This is a genomic window from Mycolicibacterium novocastrense (genome assembly GCF_001499835.1).
Lineage (GTDB): Bacteria > Actinomycetota > Actinomycetes > Mycobacteriales > Mycobacteriaceae > Mycobacterium > Mycobacterium novocastrense.
Window position 1 is genome coordinate 82,740 of sequence record NZ_LQIH01000010.1, and the last position, 20,013, is coordinate 102,752.

The 20,013-nt window shown below is 66.9% G+C and carries 18 protein-coding genes and 1 tRNA gene; 12 read left to right on the plus strand and 7 right to left on the minus strand.

Translation table 11 applies throughout. The annotated features are described in order from the left end of the window. Positions 1-143 precede the first annotated feature (143 nt). The 4 genes from cysD to AU072_RS09550 are packed head-to-tail and all read left to right on the plus strand — an operon-like array spanning position 144 to position 4,166. Complete coding sequence (cysD, locus tag AU072_RS09535; RefSeq protein ID WP_064347167.1) at positions 144-1,070, plus strand: sulfate adenylyltransferase subunit CysD; 927 nt, start codon at positions 144-146, stop codon at positions 1,068-1,070. Further along, positions 1,070-2,953 (plus strand): sulfate adenylyltransferase subunit CysN, encoded by a 1,884-nt coding sequence (gene cysN / locus AU072_RS09540; protein WP_064413559.1) that lies wholly within the window; start codon positions 1,070-1,072, stop codon positions 2,951-2,953. Before cysD ends, cysN begins: the two co-directional genes overlap by 1 nt. Beyond that, complete coding sequence (locus tag AU072_RS09545) at positions 2,950-3,681, plus strand: 3'(2'),5'-bisphosphate nucleotidase CysQ (protein WP_064413560.1); 732 nt, start codon at positions 2,950-2,952, stop codon at positions 3,679-3,681. The genes cysN and AU072_RS09545 overlap by 4 nt, the downstream gene beginning before the upstream one ends. A gap of 8 nt (positions 3,682-3,689) precedes the next feature. Then, positions 3,690-4,166 carry an Rrf2 family transcriptional regulator gene (locus tag AU072_RS09550; protein WP_064413561.1) on the plus strand — a complete coding sequence of 159 codons (477 nt, stop codon included), beginning with the start codon at positions 3,690-3,692 and terminating at the stop codon, positions 4,164-4,166. Positions 4,167-4,175: 9 nt separating this feature from the next. Here the strand turns inward: AU072_RS09550 and AU072_RS09555 are convergent, their stop codons facing one another. Further along, complete coding sequence (locus tag AU072_RS09555; RefSeq protein ID WP_064413562.1) at positions 4,176-4,568, minus strand: VOC family protein; 393 nt, start codon at positions 4,566-4,568, stop codon at positions 4,176-4,178. A gap of 39 nt (positions 4,569-4,607) precedes the next feature. Here AU072_RS09555 and AU072_RS09560 point away from each other — a divergent pair, with 39 nt between their 5' ends. After that, entirely contained in the window at positions 4,608-5,636 is a 1,029-nt protein-coding gene (locus tag AU072_RS09560; protein ID WP_064413563.1) for a nitronate monooxygenase, read from the plus strand. A 4-nt stretch (positions 5,637-5,640) separates the two neighbouring features. On the opposite strand, the gene AU072_RS09565 is transcribed toward AU072_RS09560, so the two are convergent. After that, complete coding sequence (locus tag AU072_RS09565) at positions 5,641-6,060, minus strand: VOC family protein (RefSeq protein ID WP_064413564.1); 420 nt, start codon at positions 6,058-6,060, stop codon at positions 5,641-5,643. 47 nt (positions 6,061-6,107) lie between these two features. On the opposite strand from AU072_RS09565, the gene AU072_RS09570 reads away from it, so the two are divergent. Both AU072_RS09570 and AU072_RS09575 read left to right on the plus strand, forming a co-directional pair. Continuing rightward, positions 6,108-6,992: an LLM class flavin-dependent oxidoreductase gene (locus tag AU072_RS09570; protein ID WP_064413565.1), complete on the plus strand. Its 885-nt coding sequence runs from the start codon at positions 6,108-6,110 to the stop codon at positions 6,990-6,992. A 136-nt stretch (positions 6,993-7,128) separates the two neighbouring features. Further along, a complete protein-coding gene (locus AU072_RS09575) occupies positions 7,129-7,383 on the plus strand; it encodes a hypothetical protein (protein WP_064347169.1) in 255 nt (84 codons plus the stop codon). Positions 7,384-7,396: 13 nt separating this feature from the next. Here AU072_RS09575 and AU072_RS09580 read toward each other — a convergent pair whose 3' ends face one another. Next, the gene (locus AU072_RS09580; RefSeq protein WP_064413567.1) at positions 7,397-7,840 is read right to left on the minus strand and encodes a nuclear transport factor 2 family protein; all 444 of its coding nucleotides are present in this window, start codon (positions 7,838-7,840) and stop codon (positions 7,397-7,399) included. A gap of 75 nt (positions 7,841-7,915) precedes the next feature. On the opposite strand from AU072_RS09580, the gene AU072_RS09585 reads away from it, so the two are divergent. Beyond that, positions 7,916-8,806 (plus strand): SDR family NAD(P)-dependent oxidoreductase, encoded by an 891-nt coding sequence (locus AU072_RS09585; protein ID WP_064413568.1) that lies wholly within the window; start codon positions 7,916-7,918, stop codon positions 8,804-8,806. Between the two features lie 5 nt (positions 8,807-8,811). On the opposite strand, the gene AU072_RS09590 is transcribed toward AU072_RS09585, so the two are convergent. Beyond that, a complete protein-coding gene (locus AU072_RS09590; protein ID WP_235629831.1) occupies positions 8,812-9,705 on the minus strand; it encodes a DUF4436 domain-containing protein in 894 nt (297 codons plus the stop codon). Positions 9,706-9,989: 284 nt separating this feature from the next. On the opposite strand from AU072_RS09590, the gene AU072_RS09595 reads away from it, so the two are divergent. Then, complete coding sequence (locus AU072_RS09595; RefSeq protein WP_235629830.1) at positions 9,990-10,865, plus strand: ion transporter; 876 nt, start codon at positions 9,990-9,992, stop codon at positions 10,863-10,865. Here AU072_RS09595 and AU072_RS09600 read toward each other — a convergent pair. Beyond that, positions 10,862-12,181, minus strand: a complete 1,320-nt coding sequence (locus tag AU072_RS09600; protein ID WP_064413600.1) for a flavin monoamine oxidase family protein — start codon at positions 12,179-12,181, stop codon at positions 10,862-10,864. The genes AU072_RS09595 and AU072_RS09600 overlap by 4 nt on opposite strands. Positions 12,182-12,413: 232 nt before the next feature. On the opposite strand from AU072_RS09600, the gene AU072_RS09605 reads away from it, so the two are divergent. Continuing rightward, positions 12,414-14,468, plus strand: a complete 2,055-nt coding sequence (locus tag AU072_RS09605) for a hypothetical protein (protein WP_133147274.1) — start codon at positions 12,414-12,416, stop codon at positions 14,466-14,468. A 120-nt stretch (positions 14,469-14,588) separates the two neighbouring features. On the opposite strand, the gene AU072_RS09610 is transcribed toward AU072_RS09605, so the two are convergent. Beyond that, positions 14,589-16,574, minus strand: a complete 1,986-nt coding sequence (locus AU072_RS09610) for a SpoIIE family protein phosphatase (protein ID WP_064413571.1) — start codon at positions 16,572-16,574, stop codon at positions 14,589-14,591. A 197-nt stretch (positions 16,575-16,771) separates the two neighbouring features. Next, positions 16,772-16,844, minus strand: a tRNA-Arg gene (locus AU072_RS09615). 101 nt (positions 16,845-16,945) lie between these two features. On the opposite strand from AU072_RS09615, the gene argS reads away from it, so the two are divergent. Next, positions 16,946-18,598 carry an arginine--tRNA ligase gene (gene argS, locus AU072_RS09620; protein ID WP_064413572.1) on the plus strand — a complete coding sequence of 551 codons (1,653 nt, stop codon included), beginning with the start codon at positions 16,946-16,948 and terminating at the stop codon, positions 18,596-18,598. Beyond that, on the plus strand, positions 18,595-20,013 hold the full coding sequence (gene lysA / locus AU072_RS09625) for a diaminopimelate decarboxylase (RefSeq protein ID WP_064413573.1): 1,419 nt from the start codon (positions 18,595-18,597) through the stop codon (positions 20,011-20,013). The genes argS and lysA overlap by 4 nt, the downstream gene beginning before the upstream one ends.

The window sequence follows — 20,013 nt, forward strand, 5'->3', positions numbered from 1 at the left end:
CGTCGAATTCTGGCGGCATGTCGTGTGCAAACACGCACCGTCGCGCAGAAAGCGACGGGCGTTGACACCCCGGGCGACAGCGGTGTCTAATACCGGGTAATGATCGTAAATATGGTCATTCCTACCAACTTTACGAGGAAATGATGACGGCCACCACCGAACAAGTCCATGCCGGGCGCTACGAACTCAGCCATCTGAGGTCCCTGGAAGCCGAGGCCATTCACATCATCCGCGAGGTCGCCGCGGAGTTCGAGCGGCCCGTGCTGCTGTTCTCCGGCGGCAAGGACTCCATCGTGATGCTGCATCTGGCGCTCAAGGCGTTCCGCCCGGGCCGGCTGCCATTCCCGGTGATGCACGTCGACACGGGCCACAACTTCGACGAGGTTCTGCAGACCCGTGACGAGCTCGTCGAGGAGTTCGGCGTCCGGCTGGTCGTGGCCAAGGTGCAGGACGACATCGACGCCGGGCGCGTGGTCGAGACGATCCCGTCGCGCAACCCGCTGCAGACGGTGACCCTGCTGCGCGCGATCCGCGAGAACAAGTTCGACGCCGCGTTCGGCGGTGCTCGCCGCGACGAGGAGAAGGCACGCGCCAAGGAACGGGTGTTCTCCTTCCGCGACGAGTTCGGCCAATGGGATCCGAAGGCCCAGCGGCCCGAACTGTGGAACCTCTACAACGGCCGCCACCACAAGGGCGAGCACATCCGCGTGTTCCCGCTGTCGAACTGGACCGAATTCGACATCTGGTCCTACATCGGCGCCGAGAAGATCAAGTTGCCGTCGATCTACTACGCCCACCGCCGCAAGGTGTTCGAGCGCGACGGCATGCTGCTGGCCGTACACAAGTACCTACAGCCGCGCAAGGACGAGCAGATCATCGAGAAGACCGTGCGGTTCCGCACCGTCGGCGACGTCACCTGCACCGGCTGCGTGGAGTCGCACGCCGCAACGGTTTCCGAGGTGATCGCCGAGACGGCGGTCTCGCGGCTCACCGAACGCGGCGCCACCCGCGCCGACGACCGCATCTCCGAGGCCGGCATGGAAGACCGCAAGCGGGAGGGGTATTTCTGATGACTCGCACCGCCGAACGCGGCGCCACCACCCGGCCCGCCGCGACGCTGCTGCGGATCGCCACCGCGGGATCGGTCGACGACGGCAAGTCCACCCTGATCGGGCGGCTGCTCTTCGACTCCAAGGCCGTCATGGAAGACCAACTGGCTTCCGTCGAGCGGACTTCCAAGGAACGCGGTCACGACTACACGGATCTGGCGTTGGTGACCGACGGCCTGCGGGCCGAGCGTGAACAGGGCATCACGATCGACGTCGCGTACCGCTACTTCGCAACGCCCAAGCGCAAATTCATCATCGCCGACACTCCCGGCCACATTCAGTACACCCGCAACATGGTGACGGGAACCTCCACCGCGCAATTGGCGATCGTCCTGGTCGACGCGCGCCACGGGTTGCTCGAGCAGTCCCGCCGCCACGCGTTCCTGGCGTCGCTGCTCGGCATCCGGCACATCGTGCTCGCCGTCAACAAGATGGACCTGATCGGCTGGGACAGAGAGCGGTTCGAGAAGATCCGCGACGATTTCCACGACTTCGCCGCGCGCCTGGACATCCACGACGTGACGACGATTCCGCTGTCGGCGCTCAACGGCGACAACGTCGTCACCAAATCCGACAAGACGCCGTGGTACGAAGGTCCGCCGCTGCTGAGCCATCTCGAAGAGGTGTACATCGCCGGTGACCGCAACCTCGTCGACGTGCGGTTCCCGGTCCAGTATGTGATCCGCCCGCAGTCGCTGGAGCATCATGACCATCGCAGCTATGCGGGCACGGTCGCCAGCGGAGTGATGAAGGTCGGCGACGACGTCGTCGTGCTGCCCACCGGCCTGACGTCACGGATCGCGGCGATCGAGGGGCCCAGCGGACCGATCGATGAGGCATTCCCGCCGATGGCGGTGGCGATCAGCCTCACCGACGACATCGACATCTCGCGCGGCGATCTCATCGCCCGGCCGAACAACCAACCGCGGGTGGCCCAGGAGTTCGACGCCACCGTCTGCTGGATGGCCGACGGCTCCGCCCTCGAACCCGGCCGCGACTACGTCATCAAGCACACCACCCGCACCACGCGGACGCGGGTCACGGCGTTGGACTACCGCCTCGACGTCAACACGCTGCACCGGGACAAGGAAGTCACCGCGCTCAAACTCAATGAGCTGGGCCGTATCTCGCTGCGCACACAACAACCGTTGCTGCTCGACGAGTACAGCCGCAACGCCACCACCGGCTCGTTCATCCTGATCGACCCGAACACCAACGGCACGGTCGCCGCGGGCATGATCCTGCCGCAGGTGACCGCCCGCACCTCGAGCCCCAACACCGTCAGACACGAGTCGCTGTGCAAGGCCGAGGACCGGCTGAGCAAGGGCCGGACGGTGTGGTTCACCGGCCTGTCGGGCTCGGGCAAGTCGTCGGTGGCGATGCTCGTCGAGCAGAAGCTGATCGAAAAAGGCGTTCCCGCTTACGTTCTCGACGGCGACAACCTGCGTCACGGCCTCAACGCCGACCTCGGATTTTCGATGGCCGACCGCGCCGAGAACCAGCGCAGGCTCGCTCATGTGGCCGCGATCCTCGCCGATTCCGGGCAGGTTGTGCTGGTGCCCGCGATCAGCCCGCTCGAGGAACACCGTGCCCTCGCGCGACAAGTGACCACCGAGGCCGGGCTCGACTTCTTCGAGGTGTTCTGCGACACCCCGCTGGAGGACTGCGAGCGACGCGATCCGAAAGGCTTGTACGCCAAGGCGCGCGCCGGGAAGATCACCCACTTCACCGGTATCGACAGCCCCTATCAACGGCCCAAGAACCCCGACCTGAGGTTGACGCCCGACCGCGATCCCGAGGAGCTGGCTCAGATGGTGATCGATCTGCTGGAACGCGGGCAGTGAGCGATCACGAGCTCGCCGCGCGGCTGGCGACGGCGGCCGGAAGGCTCCTGCTCGACATCCGGCAAGAGCTCGCGGATGCCACACCACAGGAGCGAAAGGCTGCCGGGGACAAGCGGTCCCACGACTTGCTGACCGAGGCGCTGGCGGCTGAGCGGCCGGACGATGCGGTGCTGTCAGAGGAGGGCGCCGACGACCCTGTGCGCTTGACCGCCGAACGTGTCTGGATCGTCGACCCCCTCGACGGTACCCGGGAATTCTCCGAACTCGGACGCGACGACTGGGCGGTGCACGTTGCGCTCTGGGCAGCAGGAGACCTGGTCGCCGGGGCGGTCGCGCTACCGGCGCAGGGCATCACGCTGGCCACCCCCACGGTCACGCCTCCGCCGCCGCAACCCGAAACCCCGCGAATCGTCGTGTCCCGCACCCGGCCGCCGGCGATCGCGCTCGCGGTGCGCGACGCGCTGGGTGGCACGTTGGTGGAGATGGGCTCGGCCGGAGCGAAGGTCGCCTCCGTCGTGCAGGGTCTCTCGGATGTGTACGTGCACGCCGGAGGCCAGTACGAGTGGGACTCGGCGGCCCCGGTCGCCGTCGCCCGCGCCGCCGGACTGCACACCTCCCGCATCGACGGCTCGCCGCTGCGCTACAACCGGCCCGATCCGCTGTTGCCCGACGTGGTGGTGTGCCGGCCCGAACTGGCCGAGGCCGTGCTCGCCGTCACGCGTGATTGACTGAATCCATGCGCATGTCGGCCAAAGCGGAGTACGCCGTCCGCGCGATGGTGCAACTGGCCACCGCCGCCGACGGCGTCCTCGTCACCACCGACGACCTCGCCAAAGCACAGGGCATTCCGCCGCAATTCCTCGTCGACATCCTGTCTGCGCTACGCACCGACCGCCTCGTGCGCAGCCACCGCGGCCGCGAGGGCGGCTACGAGTTGGCCCGCCCGGCGAAGGACATCAGCATCGCCGACGTGCTGCGCTGCATCGACGGACCCCTTGCCAGCGTCCGTGACATCGGTCTGGGGGACCTGCCCTATACGGGCCCGACGACCCCGCTGACCGACGTCTGGCGTGCGCTGCGCGCGAGCATGCGAGCGGTTCTCGAACAGACCAGCGTCGCCGACGTGGCCGCCGATGCGCTGCCCAAGCACGTCCGCAAGCTCGCCGACGACTACCGCGATCAGGAGACCAAGCGCGGCCACTCACTCGACTGACGTCGCGGGTCAGTCCGCGCCGGATCCGTAGGGGCGGGTGATGATCTCGAGGTAGTGGCCCGACGGATCCCGGAAGTAGACTCCGCGACCCCCGTCGTTGTGGTTGATCTCGCCGGGGCGCATGCCGCGCGGGTCGGCCCAGTGCTGCAGGCCTCGCGCCACGATGCGGTCATGGATCTCGGAGAACTCGTCTTCGGACACCAGGAATGCGTAGTGCTGCGGGCGGATCTCCTCATCCGGGCCGACTTGGGCGTAATCGAGGCTGGCATCGTGCGCCAGGTCCACGACCAGAAAATGGCCGAACTCGCGGGCAGGGGGCAAACCGAACAACTCGGTGAAGAACCGGGCCGACTCCTCGCGGTCCTTGGTGGCCACGATGGTGTGGTTGAACGTGATGGCCATACCGATTCAGTCAACCACCGCGGTGGCGACCCGACAACGATGCACGATGGACCCGTGACGTTCGACTTCTCAGACCTCGAACATCCCGTCATCGTGGCCCCGATGGCCGGTGGCCCCTCCACCCCGGAACTCGCCGCCGCCGGCGCCGATGCGGGCGGCCTGGGTTTCGTCGCCGCCGGTTACCTGACCGCCGAGGCGTTCGGCGAACGCCTCACGGCGGCGCAGCGCCTGACAACCGGTCCGGTGGGCGCCAATCTGTTCGCATCGCAACCCAGCGCGGCCGATCCCGAGGCCATCGCGCGTTATGCGCAGGCGCTCACCCGCGACGCCGAACGTTACGGCGCCACACTCGGGGAACCCCGGTTCGACGACGACGCCTGGGCGGCCAAGATCGACGTCCTGCTCGACCTGCGACCCGCGGTGGCGTCGTTCACCTTCGGCCTGCCCAGCGCCGAGGAGATCCAGCGGTTGCGCGGGGCCGGCATCACCACGGTGGGCACCGTGACCACGCTCGCCGAAGCGCAGCAGGCGGTCGCCCGCGGCGTCGATGCGGTGGCCGCGCAGGGCCCCGGCGCCGGAGGTCACCGCGGCACCTTCGACCCGACCGCCCGGCCGTCAGAGGTCCCGCTGGACGACCTGCTGGCATCGGTGATGGCCAACGTCGACGTGCCCGTCGTCGCGGCGGGAGGTCTTATGACCGCCGAGGACGTCGCGCGGGTCCGGCACGTGGGCGCGGTGGCCGCACAACTGGGCACCGCGTTCCTGCTCGCCGACGAGGCGGGCAGCAGCGCCGTGCACCGTGCGGCGTTGCAGGATGGTGAGTTCACCGAAACCGTTGTGACGAAGGCGTTCTCGGGTCGTTACGCGCGCGGCTTGCGGAACCGGTTCGTCGACGATCACGAAGACGAGGCGCCGTTGGGATATCCCGAGGTGCACTACCTGACCAGCCCGTTGCGGGCGGCGGCGGTACGGGCGGGCGATCCGCACGGGGTGAATGTGTGGGCGGGCACCGGATTTCGCGCGGCCGCACCGGGTTCGGCGGCCGACATCATCAGCAGGCTCACCTGAGGCGTCACTTCGGGGCGGTCAACTCCAACGCGATGTTGTCCGGATCGCGGAATTCGAGGATGTACATCGGCCCGATGTCCTTGATCGGCTCATGCTCGACGCCGAGAGAATCGAGATGGCTTTCCGCGGAGTCGAGTTCGTCTTTGCTGGTCAACCTGAACGCGACGTGGTCGAGACCCGTGCGGTTCTCGTCGAAGGCGTCGGTGCTCATGGCCGCCGGTCGCAAGCCCACAAGCACACCACCGAGGTCGTAGATGACGCCGCCGTACAGGAAGCTGAGCGCCTGGCGGGTTGCCGCGTCGGCGCCCTCGGGAAGTTCGATGAACACGCTCCAGCCGAACACGGCCTCGTAGAACTCGCGCGACCGCTCGATGTCGGTCACGGTCAGCCGGATGTGCGCGACGGACGTGGTGGTGATCGCCATGTCCCCATGCTGCCAGCCGTGCCAGAATCGCCGTCGTGCAAATCGGGATGACGCTGCCTGTCATGGAAGCCGACCTTGATGCCGAGACGCTCCAGGGGTGGGCTCGGGTGATCGACGGCGGGCCCTTCTCGTCGCTGTGCTGGGGTGAGCGCATCGCGTTCGACAACCCGCACTCACTGACGTTGCTCGGCGCGGTTGCCGCATGGACGGAGCGGGTTCGCCTCGTGACCACCGTGGTGGTCCCGCAGCTGCACGACCCCGTGATGCTGGCCAAAGCGCTGGCCACCGGCGACATGCTCTGCGGCGGCCGGTTGACGGTCGGTCTCGGTGTCGGCGGCAGGGAGGAGGACTACCGCGCGGTCGGCGCGGACCCGGCCGGGCAGACCATGCGCGGGATGGCCGATCGCGTCGCGGTGATGCGCAGGGTCTGGGCGGGTGAGAAGGTCACCGAATCCGTCCTGCCGGTGGGCCCGACGCCGGTGCAGCCCGGCGGCCCGAGGTTGTTGGTCGGCACGATCGGACCCAAGACGGTGCGCAGCGCCGCACAGTGGGCCGACGGGCTGGCGGGTACGACGCTCGATCTGGACGTCGACAGGCAGAACGAGCTGTTCGATGTCGCCCGCGCCGCCTGGGCCGACGCCGGTAAGCCCGCACCGCACCTGGCCACCTCGTTCTGGTTCGCGATCGGCGAGGGTGACCAACCGCGCGAGCAGGTACACCGGCATCTGCGGCGCTACATGAACTGGATCCCCGCCGACCTGGTCGATGCGATGGCGCCCGCGACCGGGTGGGCGGGCACTGAACGAGAACTGCTCGACGTCTTGCGCCGGTTCCACGACATCGGCACCGACGAGATTCATCTGATTCCAACCAGTTCAGATGTCGACCAGGTGCGCAGGGTCGCTGACGTCGTCAACGAATTCGCGCCGTAGGGCGATTGGCGGCCGCACTCGCCGCAGTGGCAGGATGGGACCGTCGGGGAAGTCGTGAGGGCCCGGTCGCGTTGGAACGCACTATCGAGCGTCCGTTGCGGCGGAGGGCAGACAGCCGAGAGGAATCACGATGACGATGACAGTCAGGAAAAAGATCGCGACCACAGCCGTGATGGCCGGCGCGTTCGCATTCGCGTCCGTCGGTGTGGGCGCGGGCCAGGCGATGGCCCACGACGACTGGTGGTGGGAACCGCCGGGCCCGGTGCATGTCCACGTTCCGAAGGTCCCGCCGGTGCACATCCACGTTCCGAAGCCGCCGCCGCCCGGACACATCGCCCACATACCCGGTGTCCCGCCGCCAGGGCACTGGAACAAGCCGTGGAAGTGGTGAAGCCCGGCCGCCTCTAGAACTTGAGGTGGTGGCTGGTGTCGCCGACCTGGTCGACGAACATGGTGCGACTGTCGAACCACCATGTGCCGTCGACGCGGTGGAAGGTGTCGCGGTAGCGGCCGGTCACGATGACCTGCAGTGGCAGATCGGGTGTGGCCTGTGTGACGCAGTAGTAGGCGCTACCGCGGCCCGTTCCGGCGTCCTCGTCGACGTGAACCGTCACATTCGTGGTGAAGTGCTTGGTCTTGGGAGTGCCGTCGCCGTACAGACGCACCGCCATCTCGAACATCTGCCGCACCCGGGTCGCGCCCTCGAAAACCGTGTCCGGCGGCCCGTTCTCGACGGCGTGGATCCGACCGTGGGTGAACAGTGCGCCGACACCGTCGAAATCGCCGGAATCGATTCGCTCGGCGTAGGCGTAGACGAGATTCTCGATCTCGCGGGCGGAGTCGCTCATCGGCGAGAAGACAACCAGCGCCGATGCGTGGTGTCAACGAACATGAGGCTCGGCCGCATCGCCTAACCTCACACGGTGGCTACGAATTGGTCGCCGAGCCGGCTCGGCAATCTGAGCGGAAAACGGATCATCGTCACGGGGGCCACCAACGGAGTCGGCCTGGCGACGGCACGTGCGCTGGTCGGTGCCGGCGCGCACGTGATCCTGGCGGTGCGCAACCCCGAGTTGGGCGCACAACGAGCCGCTGAGATGGGCGGCGCAACGACGGTGATCAAACTCGACCTGGCCGATCAGTCGTCGGTGCACGCCTTCCCCGATCTGCTCGAGGGTGGCGTCGACATCCTCATCAACAACGCGGGCCTCGTCGCGCAGAACCGAGGCCAAACCGTGGACGGCTTCGAGACGACGCTCGGCACCAACTTCCTGGGACCGTTCGCGTTGACCAACCTGCTCTTCGGGCGGGTGCGCTCGAAGATCATCAACGTGGGCTCGGATGCGCACAAATCGGCGAGCATCAACTTCGACGACCCGCACCTGCGCTCCAGCAAATGGTCGGCGTTCCCGGCGTACGCCCGCTCGAAGCTGGCCGTGATGCTGTGGGGCCTCGAACTCGACCGCCGGCTGCGTGAGGCCGGCTCGCCGATCACCAGCTTCCTGACGCACCCGGGCTGGGTCGCGTCGAATCTGTCGAACGTCTCCGAGAAACCGGCGATGGCCGCATTCCACGCAGTGGTCAAGGCGGCGGCCCGGGTGCTCGCCAACGACCTCGACGCGGGCGCGGCACCGACGCTGTACTGCATCACCGAGCCGATTCCGCCCGGCAGTTACGTCGGCATCGACAGCAGGTACGGCTTGAAGGGTGCGCCGACGTTGAGCGGCCGGGGTGCGGTCGCCTGCGATTACGACGACGCCAGAAGGCTCTGGGAGTTCGCCGAGAAGGAAACCGGTACGAGCCTGCCGGTGTGAGCCGGCTAAGGGATCTTCCGATACCAGTGCACGACGTAGGCGACCATCGACGATACGAGCGCGACGAGGACCCACAACACCAGAAGCTGATCGACCCAGGCGCCCGGCGGGGGAGCGCCCGGCAAGATGTTGCGCAGCGGAACAACCGCGAAAAGCATTGCCGCATACCAGGTGAGCAGCGGCAGCTGAAACTCTTTTCGCCCGGTCACCACTTGGAACGTCGTGAACACCGCCAGGGTCGGTAGTGCGATCAACACGAGGCAGATCCCGATGTCGAACGTCAGCGGTCCGAGCGCCCGTTTCAGGGTGATCTTCACCGAGTCCCCGCCGCCCACCGAATCCGCCGACGGCGGTCCATCGGTGCGTGTGAGCGACCAGCCGTCGACCCAGCCCTCGAATTCCACTCGCGCCGGCACGAATTCACGTTCATCTCCGGCGCCGACCATCACATCGGCACTGATGAACTCGGTGCTGTACGTGTCGAACGGCCAGATATCGGATTCGCCGCTGAGGTCGAGACTGGTGGTCTCCTCACCGGGGGACTCTCCGGCCGGCCAACGAAGATCACCCGAGGTGTTGAACGGGAAGATGCGCACCGTGATGTCGGTGTTCAACACGTCCAGACGCGAATCGACCAGAGAGTCCTGCGGAATCACCGAGACCTTCACGTCAAGCTTGCGGTCGACGGTTTTCAGTGACTGCACGCTGAAGAGCACCACCGTCTCCGACCGGTTCTGCAAGTCCGGCGGCTCCAGCTCCTGCGAGGAAGCCGACAACCACCAGTAGGCGAACGCTGTGCCGAGATAGGCGATCAGAAACACCGCGACGACCACGACTCCGGTCGCAATGCGCCGGCCATTTGCCGGCTTCTTGGAATGTGAAGGGGTTGTCGGTTGCACCCGGGAAGAGTAACGGCGGCTGTTCATTTCTGCCGATGTTTCGAATGAACGTATCCCAGCGGAACCGCCCGATTCTGCGCGGCTTTTCTCGCGCTCGATCACCCAGCAAACATACTGTTCAGGATGGTCAGCACTCGTTCCGAACCCGCGTCACGCGCCGGAAATCTCACATACTTTTCTTTACAACATCGTGTACGCGGGCCCCGGCCACAAGCATTCGTAATCCGGACAATAGATCCGCCCATTTTCTGTCTTTGTGAAGCTGCTTTTGTTATGCAGTTAGCGTGCAGATCGCCTCGCCCGGATCCGGCATCGCTTCAGTCGCACCGCCGAAGGGCGCGCCGCGGGTCGTCGAACGCTGCAGGGCCCTCGTGGCCAACCCGGCGTTCGATCTCGCGATCACCGCGGTCATCCTCATCAATGCGGCGGTACTCGGACTCGAGACCTTCGAAAGCGTCGTGGCGGGATACCACGGAATGTTCAGCGTCGCCTACGACGTCATCCTCGCCATCTATGTCGTAGAGATCCTGATCCGCTTCACGGCGGCGGGGTGGAACGTCCGTACGTACGTGGCGGACAAGTGGAACATCTTCGACTTCCTCGTGGTGGCCGCTTCCTTCATTCCGTGGTTGCGTCAGTCCGCATTGCTGTTGCGGTTGGTGCGGGTCCTGCGGATCGTGCGCATCGTGCGGTTCCTGCCGGACCTGCGCGTGATCATGGGTGCGGTCGGCAGAAGCGTTCCCGGTGTGGCGTCGCTGGCGGTGGCCACAGCGCTGATGGTCTTCCTGTACGGGATGCTCGGTTGGGTCCTGTTCGCGAATCACGATCCGGAGCACTACGGCAACATCGGGCAAGCGATGTTGACGATGTTCGTCATGTTGACGTTGGAGAACCTGCCCGACAACATCGCGATGGGGCAGGAGGTCTCGCAGTGGACGATCGTGTTCTTCGTCAGCTACGCCGTGACCATGAGCTTCCTGATCTTCAACCTGTTCATCGGCATTGTGCTCGGGTCGATGGAGGAGGCGCGGGCGGTCGACCGAGCTCAGCACGAGACCGATGACCTTCTCGAGCGGTTGCGGTCCGCGCGCGCCGCACTCGAGGAGGCCGAGCGCGAACTACAACGGAGCCACCGCGACGATCGCGCATCAAGCGGTTAACCGAGAATCCGGTCTGCTTCGCGTATTCCGCTGAGATAGGCGCCGTGGACGGTGCCGAAGAACTCCGGGTTCGTGGCTTCGCCGGCGAACAGGAGTCGTTCGCCGACGGGCTCACCGAGAGCGCTCATGTCATCCGGACTCGATCCGACCGCGATGAAGCTGTACGAACCGAGGCTGTAGGGGTCTGTGCCCCAACGGGTGACAATCGATCCCGTCGGCTCGGGGGCATCCAGTGCGTTGATGACCTGCGCGACCGCATTGCCGTCCGACAGCGCCTCGCGTGACCATGCGGCTTGCCCCGAGCGCAACCCGATCAGGATCGGCTTGTCCGACAGCAGCAGACCGTTGACCAGGTCGCTGACGGGTTGGTCTGGGCCGACGAGTCCGATCATCGGACGTGTGCGAGGCCAGAACGGTTGGTCGAACGCGAGCACCACCTTGTTCAGCAGCCCGAAGCCCAGGCGACCGATGGCGTCGCGTTTCGGTTGTGGCAGTGGGGGATCGAATGCGATGGCATCGGCTTTGAGGACGCCGAGAGGTACGGTCACGATGACGCGGTCGGCGGTCACCGGACCGGCGGAGGTGTCGATGTGTACCTCGCGGTCGTCGTGGGTTATTCGTCGAACAACGGTGTTCTGCCGAACCTCGAGTCCGCGGGCAAGGTGTTGTGACAGTTGTGTGTAACCGCCAGGGAGCAGCACGTCGGGACCGTCCATCTCGCCTTCGCTGCCAAACCATCGCAGCGACAACTGAACTGGGTCAGCGGCATACTCGCCGGTGATCTGGGACGCCACGATCCATGAGATCAGTGGATCGTTCATGTCGGCGACCTCGGCCAGCCCATCGGCGACCGAGGCGCTGCCGGCGGCGTTCGCGCTGAGTTCGTCGAGACCGGCGGCGATCCTGTCCCACTCGGTCAACAGGCCTGCCGTGGCATCGGACGTGACCTCGCGGCCATTGTCGAACAACGCGAAGTCATCGAAGTCGGTGTCGACGGTTCCGGCTCCGATGGCGTCGGCGAGTTCGGTGATCGGATTCCCTTGTGTGCCATGGATCCACGACGCGCCGATGTCGACCGGTACGCCCAGTGAAGCGTCTGTTCTGGTGCGCCCGCCGATCCGGTCGCGCGCTTCGAGCACGGTGACGCGTACGCCGGCATCCGCCAGTCGGCGTGCGGCCGCGAGTCCTGCGAATCCCGCGCCGACGATCGCGACATGTTCGCCGTCCGCTCGGTTTCCCTCACCGCACGCGGACAGCAACGTGGCCGCTGTGATCAAGCCTGCGCCGCAGATGAACTCGCGGCGGCCGACGATCATGATCGTGACGATATCCGCGCAACCCACGTGCGGTCGTCGAATCGCGGACGCAGGTGTCGGGCGGGTGGTGTCGCGTTTTGCCAGCTAACACCGAACCTCACCGGCCGTCTTCACCGACGCGACGCAGCTTTCACGCGAGTGGTTTGAAGCCGCGAAGAAGTGGGTAGGCCGGCTGAATTAACGATCTTGACAATAGCGGTGTTCGGTGAAGTAGGTTGAAGGGACTGGTCAGATGACTGGCAACCACCGGAACATGGGTCGCCCCTCGAAGTTCGCCGTCGCCGGCGCCGCCACTGTCGCGGCGACGGCCCTGACTGTCGCCATCGCCGCACCCAAACCCCCTGTCAACGCGGATGTCGCGCTTGCCGCATCCACCGGTCCCTACACCGAGGCCGTCACGGGCGGGGCGCGGGCCATGGACAGCGCCCTGGTCTTCGCGGGCGCCTTCGGCGGCGCCGCCGCGGCGTTCTGGAACCCGATCGCGGGATGGTCGGGCGGCTGGCTGCCCACCTTCACCGCACGCACCACGCAGAAAGATCTGACCACCACCGAAGGTCTACTGGCGGCCTCGTCCTCGGCGACCGGCCTGGACGTCGTGCCGGGCATCTCGGGGGATGCCACGGTGATGGTCATCGCCGCCACCGCTGAAACGCTGAGCCCGGGCGCCGGAGACGAGGTGGAGGCCGTGGCCGACACCGTGTTGTTGCCGCTCGCGAGCATCAAGAGCGTCATCGACGCGCTCAACGCCCTCAACCAGGCGCCGGGGGTGGGCCGACAGATCGCCGGTGTCCCGACAGTTGAAGACGTGCTCGACGTGATCGGCTTGACGGCGACACAGACCGAGTTCGTGACGACCTTCAACTGGCCACTGTTTGCAGCCAGCGGCAAGACCAGTCTCGGCAGCACGTTCATCCAGCTGCCCAGCCACACCGCAGCCGGTCTGGTCAACCGGATCAGCGACCGGATCACCGTTGCCGGCGTCTCGCTTTCGGATGCGCCTCCGGAGGTGCAGAAGCTCGTCGGTGACACCCTTGCGCCGCTCGACGACGTCGTCTCCACGCCGACGTTGACCGCGTGGATTCCCGCCGGATCAGGTTCGTACCGTGCGCTGGGCGGGTCGCTCGGGTTGCTGGCCGCGGCGCCGATCGTGGTCGTCGGACCGGTTGATGCATTGTCGAAAGTTCCGCTGCCGGCGGGCCTGCCCAACCTCGGATCCGAGACTGTGGTCGCCGTTCCGATCGCCGCCGAAGGTGCGGAACTGCCGTACGGCATCTCGTCGTTCGGAGTCGTCGCCATGCCGGCGGTGATCACTCCTGCAGGGGCGGTGGTGAGCCCGCCGATCCTGGCGTCGTACACGCGCCAGAGCACTCCGTCGACAACTTATGTCGGAACGGACGGCATCGCTTACAACAGCGGGAGCACCGTCGGCCTGCTGTTGACGTCGCTGGGGCCCGTCCCCGTCGTGTACTCGCTCGGTTCGGTCAATGCGGGCACTTCGGGAGCAGGGCTCACCGGCCCGTCCTTGTTCGGTGTCTCGACGGTGCCGACGACCCAGGTGGGCACCCCGCCGGGGGGACAATCGCTCGACGGTCCGGTCAGCGAAGCCCTCACGAACCTGGGCGTCGCCAACAACCGCACGCCGGTGAGCACCGCTCTGCGCGCTCCGCTCAGCAGCACCCTCGGGCCGTTGAACGCCCAGATCGAAAAGGCGCTCAACGGTGTCTTCGGCCCGGCCGCCAAAGAGCTTGCGCAGCAGATGGTCGCATTGAATGAACTGCTGACGCAGACCTCGCAAGCGGTCGAAGAGGCGACACAACCGGTCGAGGATTTGGGCAAGCCGCTGCCGCCTGCCACGCCGGCGTCACCTGCGCCCGCACCGGCCCTTCCGGGCAACCTGCTCGCGGCCCCGGCGCCGGTCGTGTCGAACACCACCGCCGCCGTGACGGGTGTCGCGGAGAATCTGAACCTTCCGCCGGCCGATTCGGCACCACGGACGCGTCCGCGGTTGAACGTCATCACCGGCACGGGGAACCCGGGTGGGCCGACGACGATCGGAAACGGCCGCACGTCCGGTGGCCCCGGTGGCGCGAACGCACCGGGTGATCTCCGCTCGACGGTCCAGAACACGACGGGCGGGCTGCGCTCGACCGTCCAGGATGCGCCGAAGAAGGTCACCGACGCGGTGAGCGGCACCGTCAAGTCGGTGACCGACAAGGTCAGCGACGCGGTGAGCGGCACCGTCGGCGGCCTCGGCAAGCTGGGGAAGAAAGACAGCGACGACGGCTGAGCCGCCGGCACACCTCAAATCCGTTGTCTGGCTCGTCGACTGGTGCACCACGGTCGACGGCCGCCGCAAACTCCCCATAATGGAAACGCCTCGGGCGCCCACGCGCGGCCCGGCGAGGCATCAGTTCGTCGCGGCCGGCACAGGCTCCCGCCGCAGGACGACCGCGGTCACGTCATCGCGGTCGAGATCACCGTTGGCCCGCGCGCAGAGCGCGTCGACCAGCGTCTGAGGACTGCTGCCGTGCGTCCGGGCGCACTCGGCCACGGCGTCCGAGAGCTTCTCCACCGAGCCGCCCCACAGATCCATCACCCCGTCGCTGACCAGAAGGATCGCGTCACCGGGCTGCAGCGCGCCGTGCTTCTCGTCCCAACCGCTGTCCAGGCCGACCGGCAGATCGCCGGACGTCGCGCGTTCCACCGTGTTGGAGCCGGTCCGCACGACGAAATGCAGACCGTGGCCGGCGTCGGCGAAGCGGAAGTCGCCGGTGACCAGGTCGACGAGCACGTAGGTCAGCGTGACGAATGCGCTGGTGCGTTGCAGATCGCGGTCGATGACGTCTGCGGCGCGGCTGACGGCGGCGGATGGGCTGAGCCGGGTGTCGTTGGCGCGCAACGCGGCCCGAGTGGCGGCCGCCAGCATGCCGGCGCCCATGCCCTTGCCCATCACGTCGCCGAGGCTCAGCACGGCGTGCGGGACGTCGACGCGAATGTCGTAGAAGTCCCCGCCGACCTGCCGGGCCGGCACCGAGGCGGCGCCCGAACTCCAGCCCGGGGTATCGGGGAACCGGCCCGGTAGCAGGGCCCGCTGCACTTCGGCGGCGCGTTCGAGCTCTTCCTGTTCGAGCCGTCGGGCTCGCATCGCCTCGGTGATGTCGTAGAACTGCAGGGCCACAGTCCTGCGGTCGTCGTTCTCGTCAATGAGCGCGATGCTGAGGTTGAGAACCTGTTCGCTGCTCGTGGTCAGCGTCAGGCGGGCGTTGCCCTCGGTGAGCGCGTCGGCTTCGGCGGACAGGGCGGCGGCGGCCCGTTCGCCGAGTAGCGCGGGGAGCCGCGGTGACGGACCGGCGAGCCCGGGGAGGATGTCGATCGCAGAGGTGTTGGAGCGCAATATGTTCCAGCCGTTCACGTCCCGGGCAGCGATTATCATCCCCGCGACGGAGGTGTCGAAGATCTTCCGGAACAACTCCTCGCTCTCGTTGAGGCGCTGCGCCGTCGCCCGCTCCTGGCCCACCGCGAGCGAGAGCGACAGGAACACCACCACCATCGACAGCTCGAAGACCTGCAGGACGAGGGTCCCGGTGTCTGGGGCCAGGAGGTTGAACGCGAAGGGTCCCGTGTTGTAGGTGCTGCCGGCCGACGCGATCACCGCGATTGCCAGCATCACCGCGATCAACTCGTGCGTCGTCAGGCGCATCGCCACCCACACCAGCGGCATGAACGGAAGGAACGACAGCGGCATTCCGGGGTTGAACGCGAAGACGTAGGTGACCAGGCCGAGCGTGACGACCACCTGCGCCACCGTCTCGACCGGACTGGCCTGGCGGGGCCGCTTGGGCAGGCGCATGAACAGCGGGACGAACAACAGCATGCCGGCGGCATGCTTGGGGGCCGACGTCACCAGTCGCGACCACGCCTCGGAGGAATCGACGAGCAGCAGTGTCGCGGCCGCCCCGACCAGGTCGTAGATGACGGTCGATGCGGCGACCGCGACCAGCAGTCGACCCAGGTCGCGCGGGGCGGCCAGTACCGGCAGAGAGTCCTGACGGCCGCGCAGGATGACGGTCGCGACCACCATCTCCAGTCCGACGGTCACCGCCAACGCCATGGCCAGGGCGGTGGGTCGCCCGGCCCACAACAGCAGAGGGAAGGTGATCGCCGCGACCGCTGCCGCCAGAGGCCAGAGGTACCGGCGGGGGAAGCGGATCCCCAATCCGACGGCGATGCCGGCGACGGGCCACCACGCGGTGGACGCCAACGCGGTCGGCTGCGTGACCAGGGACAGCCAGCCGACGACGAGAAGCGCCACCAGACAACCGATGATGAAGGTGGCGTTCGCCCTGGTCGAGCGAACGCGCTGATCTTGCGATGAATCCCGTTCAGCGCTCACAGCCACATGCTTCCATGCTGATCGTGGGAAAACTGGGGACTCATCAAGCTGGTCGGCGCTGACTGGCCAGCTAACCGGCGGTTTCGGAGATTGTGGAGGCCGACCCAGCGGGACATCAGGAGTTGCCGCCGTGATCGAGTTCCGGGATAGTCGGCCGCATCGGCTTATCACCGTGGGTGGCCGATGTTTTGGAGTTGTGCCCCCGGCAGGATTCGAACCTGCGGCCTTCTGCTCCGGAGGCAGACGCTCTATCCCCTGAGCTACGGGGGCGCGTGAGAAAACAGCGCCGATGGGCTTCGACAGCCTAACGCATTGAGCTCATCGGAAACGGATTCGGGGCCTGACCACCCGAGACCATAGGATGGACCCCCGTGACCCCCGCCGACCTGGCCGACCTGCTCAAGACCACCGCCGCCGCGGTGCTGGCCCAGCATGGGCTCGACGCGTCAGCGCTGCCGGAGACCGTCACCGTCGAGCGTCCGCGCAATCCCGAGCACGGCGACTATGCCACCAACTTGGCTCTTCAGCTGGGCAAGAAGGTCGGCGCCAACCCGCGGGAACTGGCCGGCTGGCTGGCCGCGGCCCTGGCCGACAAAGCCGGGATCACCGCCGCGGACGTCGCGGGCCCCGGCTTCGTCAACCTGCGCCTCGAGGCGTCAGCGCAAAACGTCATCATCACCGACGTCCTGACCGCCGGGACGGCCTACGGTCACTCCGAGGCGCTCGCAGGACAGAACATCAACCTCGAGTTCGTCTCCGCCAACCCCACTGGGCCGATCCACATCGGCGGCACCCGGTGGGCGGCCGTCGGCGACGCGCTCGGCCGGCTGCTGTCGACCCAAGGCGCCGCGGTCACCCGCGAGTACTACTTCAACGACCACGGCGCCCAGATCGACCGGTTCACCACCTCCCTGATCGCCGCGGCAAAGGGCGAACCGACCCCCGACGACGGATACGCGGGCGATTACATCAAGGACATCGCCGCCCAGGTGCTCGCCAAGGAACCCGATGCGCTGGGTCTGCCCGACGCCGAGATGCGCGAGACGTTTCGCGCCATCGGCGTGGACCTGATGTTTGCCCACATCAAACAGTCCCTGCACGACTTCGGCACCGACTTCGACGTCTACACCCACGAAGATTCGATGCACACGTCCGGACGCGTCGAGCATGCGATCGCGCGGCTCCGTGACGCCGGCAGCATCTACGAAAAGGACGGCGCAACCTGGTTGCGCACAACCGATTACGGCGACGACAAGGACCGCGTCGTCATCAAGAGTGATGGTGCGCCGGCCTACGTCGCCGCTGACATCGCCTACTACCTGGACAAGCGCGAACGCGGATTCGACCTGTGCATCTACATGCTCGGCGCCGATCACCACGGCTACATCGCCCGGCTCAAGGCGGTGGCGGCCGCGCTGGGGGAGGACCCGGCCACCGTCGAGGTGCTGATCGGGCAGATGGTCAACCTGGTGCGCGAGGGCCAACCGGTCCGGATGAGCAAGCGGGCCGGCACCGTGATCACCCTCGACGACCTGGTCGAGGCGATCGGCGTCGACGCCGCCCGCTACTCGCTGATCCGGTCCTCGGTCGACAGCCCGATCGACATCGACCTCGAGCTGTGGTCGTCGGCGTCCAACGAAAACCCGGTCTACTACGTGCAATACGCGCATGCGCGCCTTTCGGCCCTGGCCCGCAACGCCGCCGAACTGGGTGTCGTGCCCAGCACCGAGAACCTGCAACTGCTCGACCACGACAAGGAAGGCACGCTGATCCGCAACATCGGCGAATTCCCTCGCGTGCTGAAAACGGCTGCGGCACTGCGCGAACCACACCGTGTCTCGCGGTACCTCGAGGATCTGGCCGGCGACTACCACCGGTTCTATGACTCCTGCCGCGTGCTGCCGCAAGGCGACGAGACGCCCAACGAACTGCACGGTGCGCGTCTTGCACTGTGTCAGGCCACCCGTCAGGTGATCGCGAACGGTCTCGGCATCCTCGGCGTCACCGCTCCGGAGCGCATGTGATCGCCCATCCCGCCGGCCCCCGGCACGCCGAAGAGATCCACCACGGTGGTGCTCCGCCGCGCCCACAGTCGCCGTCCGAACTCCTGCTGCTGGCACCGAACGTCTGGCCCCGCAGCACCGTTCGCGATGACGCCGGCGTGGTGTCGATCGGCGGTGTGCCGGTCACCGACATCGCCGCACAGTTCGGGACGCCGACCTTCGTGGTGGACGAGGACGACTTCCGGACGCGCTGTCGTGAGATCGCCGCGGCGTTCGGCGGGGGCGACAACGTCCGCTACGCCGCCAAGGCGTTCATGTGCACCGAGGTCGCCCGTTGGATCGCCGAAGAAGGTCTCTCGCTCGACGTGGCCAGCGGGGGAGAGATGGCCGTCGCGCTGGCCGGTGGATTCCCGGCCGAGCGGATCGCGTTGCACGGCAACAACAAATCGGTTGCCGAGCTGACCGCAGCCGTCAAGGCCGGTATCGAGCACGTGGTGGTCGACTCGATGGTCGAGATCGACCGGCTCGACGAGATCGCCGGTGCCGCAGGCGTGGTCCAGGACGTGCTGGTCCGCGTGACGGTCGGCGTCGAGGCGCACACCCACGAGTTCATCTCGACCGCGCACGAGGACCAGAAGTTCGGGCTCTCGCTGGCTTCGGGTGCCGCCATGGACGCCGTCCGCCGGGTTTTCGAGACCGATCACCTGCGCCTCAAGGGTTTGCACAGCCACATCGGGTCTCAGATCTTCGACGTCGCGGGCTTCGAGATCGCCGCGCACCGGGTGATCGGACTCCTCCGCGACGTGGTCGCCGAGTTCGGGGTCGACAAGACCTCACAGATGTCGATCGTCGACCTGGGTGGGGGCTTGGGCATCTCGTATCTGCCCCAGGACGATCCGCCCCCGATCGCCGACCTGGCCGCCAAGCTGACCGCGATCGTGCGCGAGGAGTCGGCTGCCGTCGGGTTACCGGCTCCGCGGTTGGTGGTCGAACCGGGACGGGCCATCGCGGGTCCCGGGACCATCACGCTCTACGAGGTCGGCACCGTCAAGGATGTCGCCGTCAGCCCGACCGCTCACCGCCGCTACGTCAGCGTGGACGGCGGTATGAGCGACAACATCCGCACGTCGCTCTACGGTGCGGAATACGACGCACGGCTGATTTCCCGACGTAGCGACGCCGCGTCGACGATCGGTCGGATCGTCGGGAAGCATTGTGAGAGCGGCGATATCGTCGTCCGCGACACGTGGGTGCCCGACGACATCCGGCCCGGTGACTTGCTGGGAGTCGCGGCGACCGGCGCCTACTGCTATTCCATGTCGAGCCGTTACAACCTGATCGGCCGCCCCGCCGTGGTGGCTGTGCGCGACGGGCGAGCCCGTCTGATCCTGCGCCGGGAGACGGTCGACGATCTGCTGAGTCTGGAAGTGAGGTAA

Bases quoted from the DNA above. Each gene is read 5' to 3' on its own strand.
- AU072_RS09600 (WP_064413600.1), bottom strand. From the start codon at position 12,181: ATGATCGTCGGCCGCCGCGAGTTCATCTGCGGCGCAGGCTTGATCACA.
- AU072_RS09575 (WP_064347169.1), top strand. From the start codon at position 7,129: ATGACAGTCAGGAAAAAGATCGCGACCACAGCCGTGATGGCCGGCGCG.
- AU072_RS09580 (WP_064413567.1), bottom strand. From the start codon at position 7,840: ATGAGCGACTCCGCCCGCGAGATCGAGAATCTCGTCTACGCCTACGCC.
- AU072_RS09560 (WP_064413563.1), top strand. From the start codon at position 4,608: ATGCACGATGGACCCGTGACGTTCGACTTCTCAGACCTCGAACATCCC.
- cysD (WP_064347167.1), top strand. From the start codon at position 144: ATGACGGCCACCACCGAACAAGTCCATGCCGGGCGCTACGAACTCAGC.
- cysN (WP_064413559.1), top strand. From the start codon at position 1,070: ATGACTCGCACCGCCGAACGCGGCGCCACCACCCGGCCCGCCGCGACG.
- AU072_RS09550 (WP_064413561.1), top strand. From the start codon at position 3,690: ATGCGCATGTCGGCCAAAGCGGAGTACGCCGTCCGCGCGATGGTGCAA.
- AU072_RS09570 (WP_064413565.1), top strand. From the start codon at position 6,108: ATGACGCTGCCTGTCATGGAAGCCGACCTTGATGCCGAGACGCTCCAG.
- AU072_RS09605 (WP_133147274.1), top strand. From the start codon at position 12,414: ATGACTGGCAACCACCGGAACATGGGTCGCCCCTCGAAGTTCGCCGTC.
- AU072_RS09565 (WP_064413564.1), bottom strand. From the start codon at position 6,060: ATGGCGATCACCACCACGTCCGTCGCGCACATCCGGCTGACCGTGACC.
- AU072_RS09555 (WP_064413562.1), bottom strand. From the start codon at position 4,568: ATGGCCATCACGTTCAACCACACCATCGTGGCCACCAAGGACCGCGAG.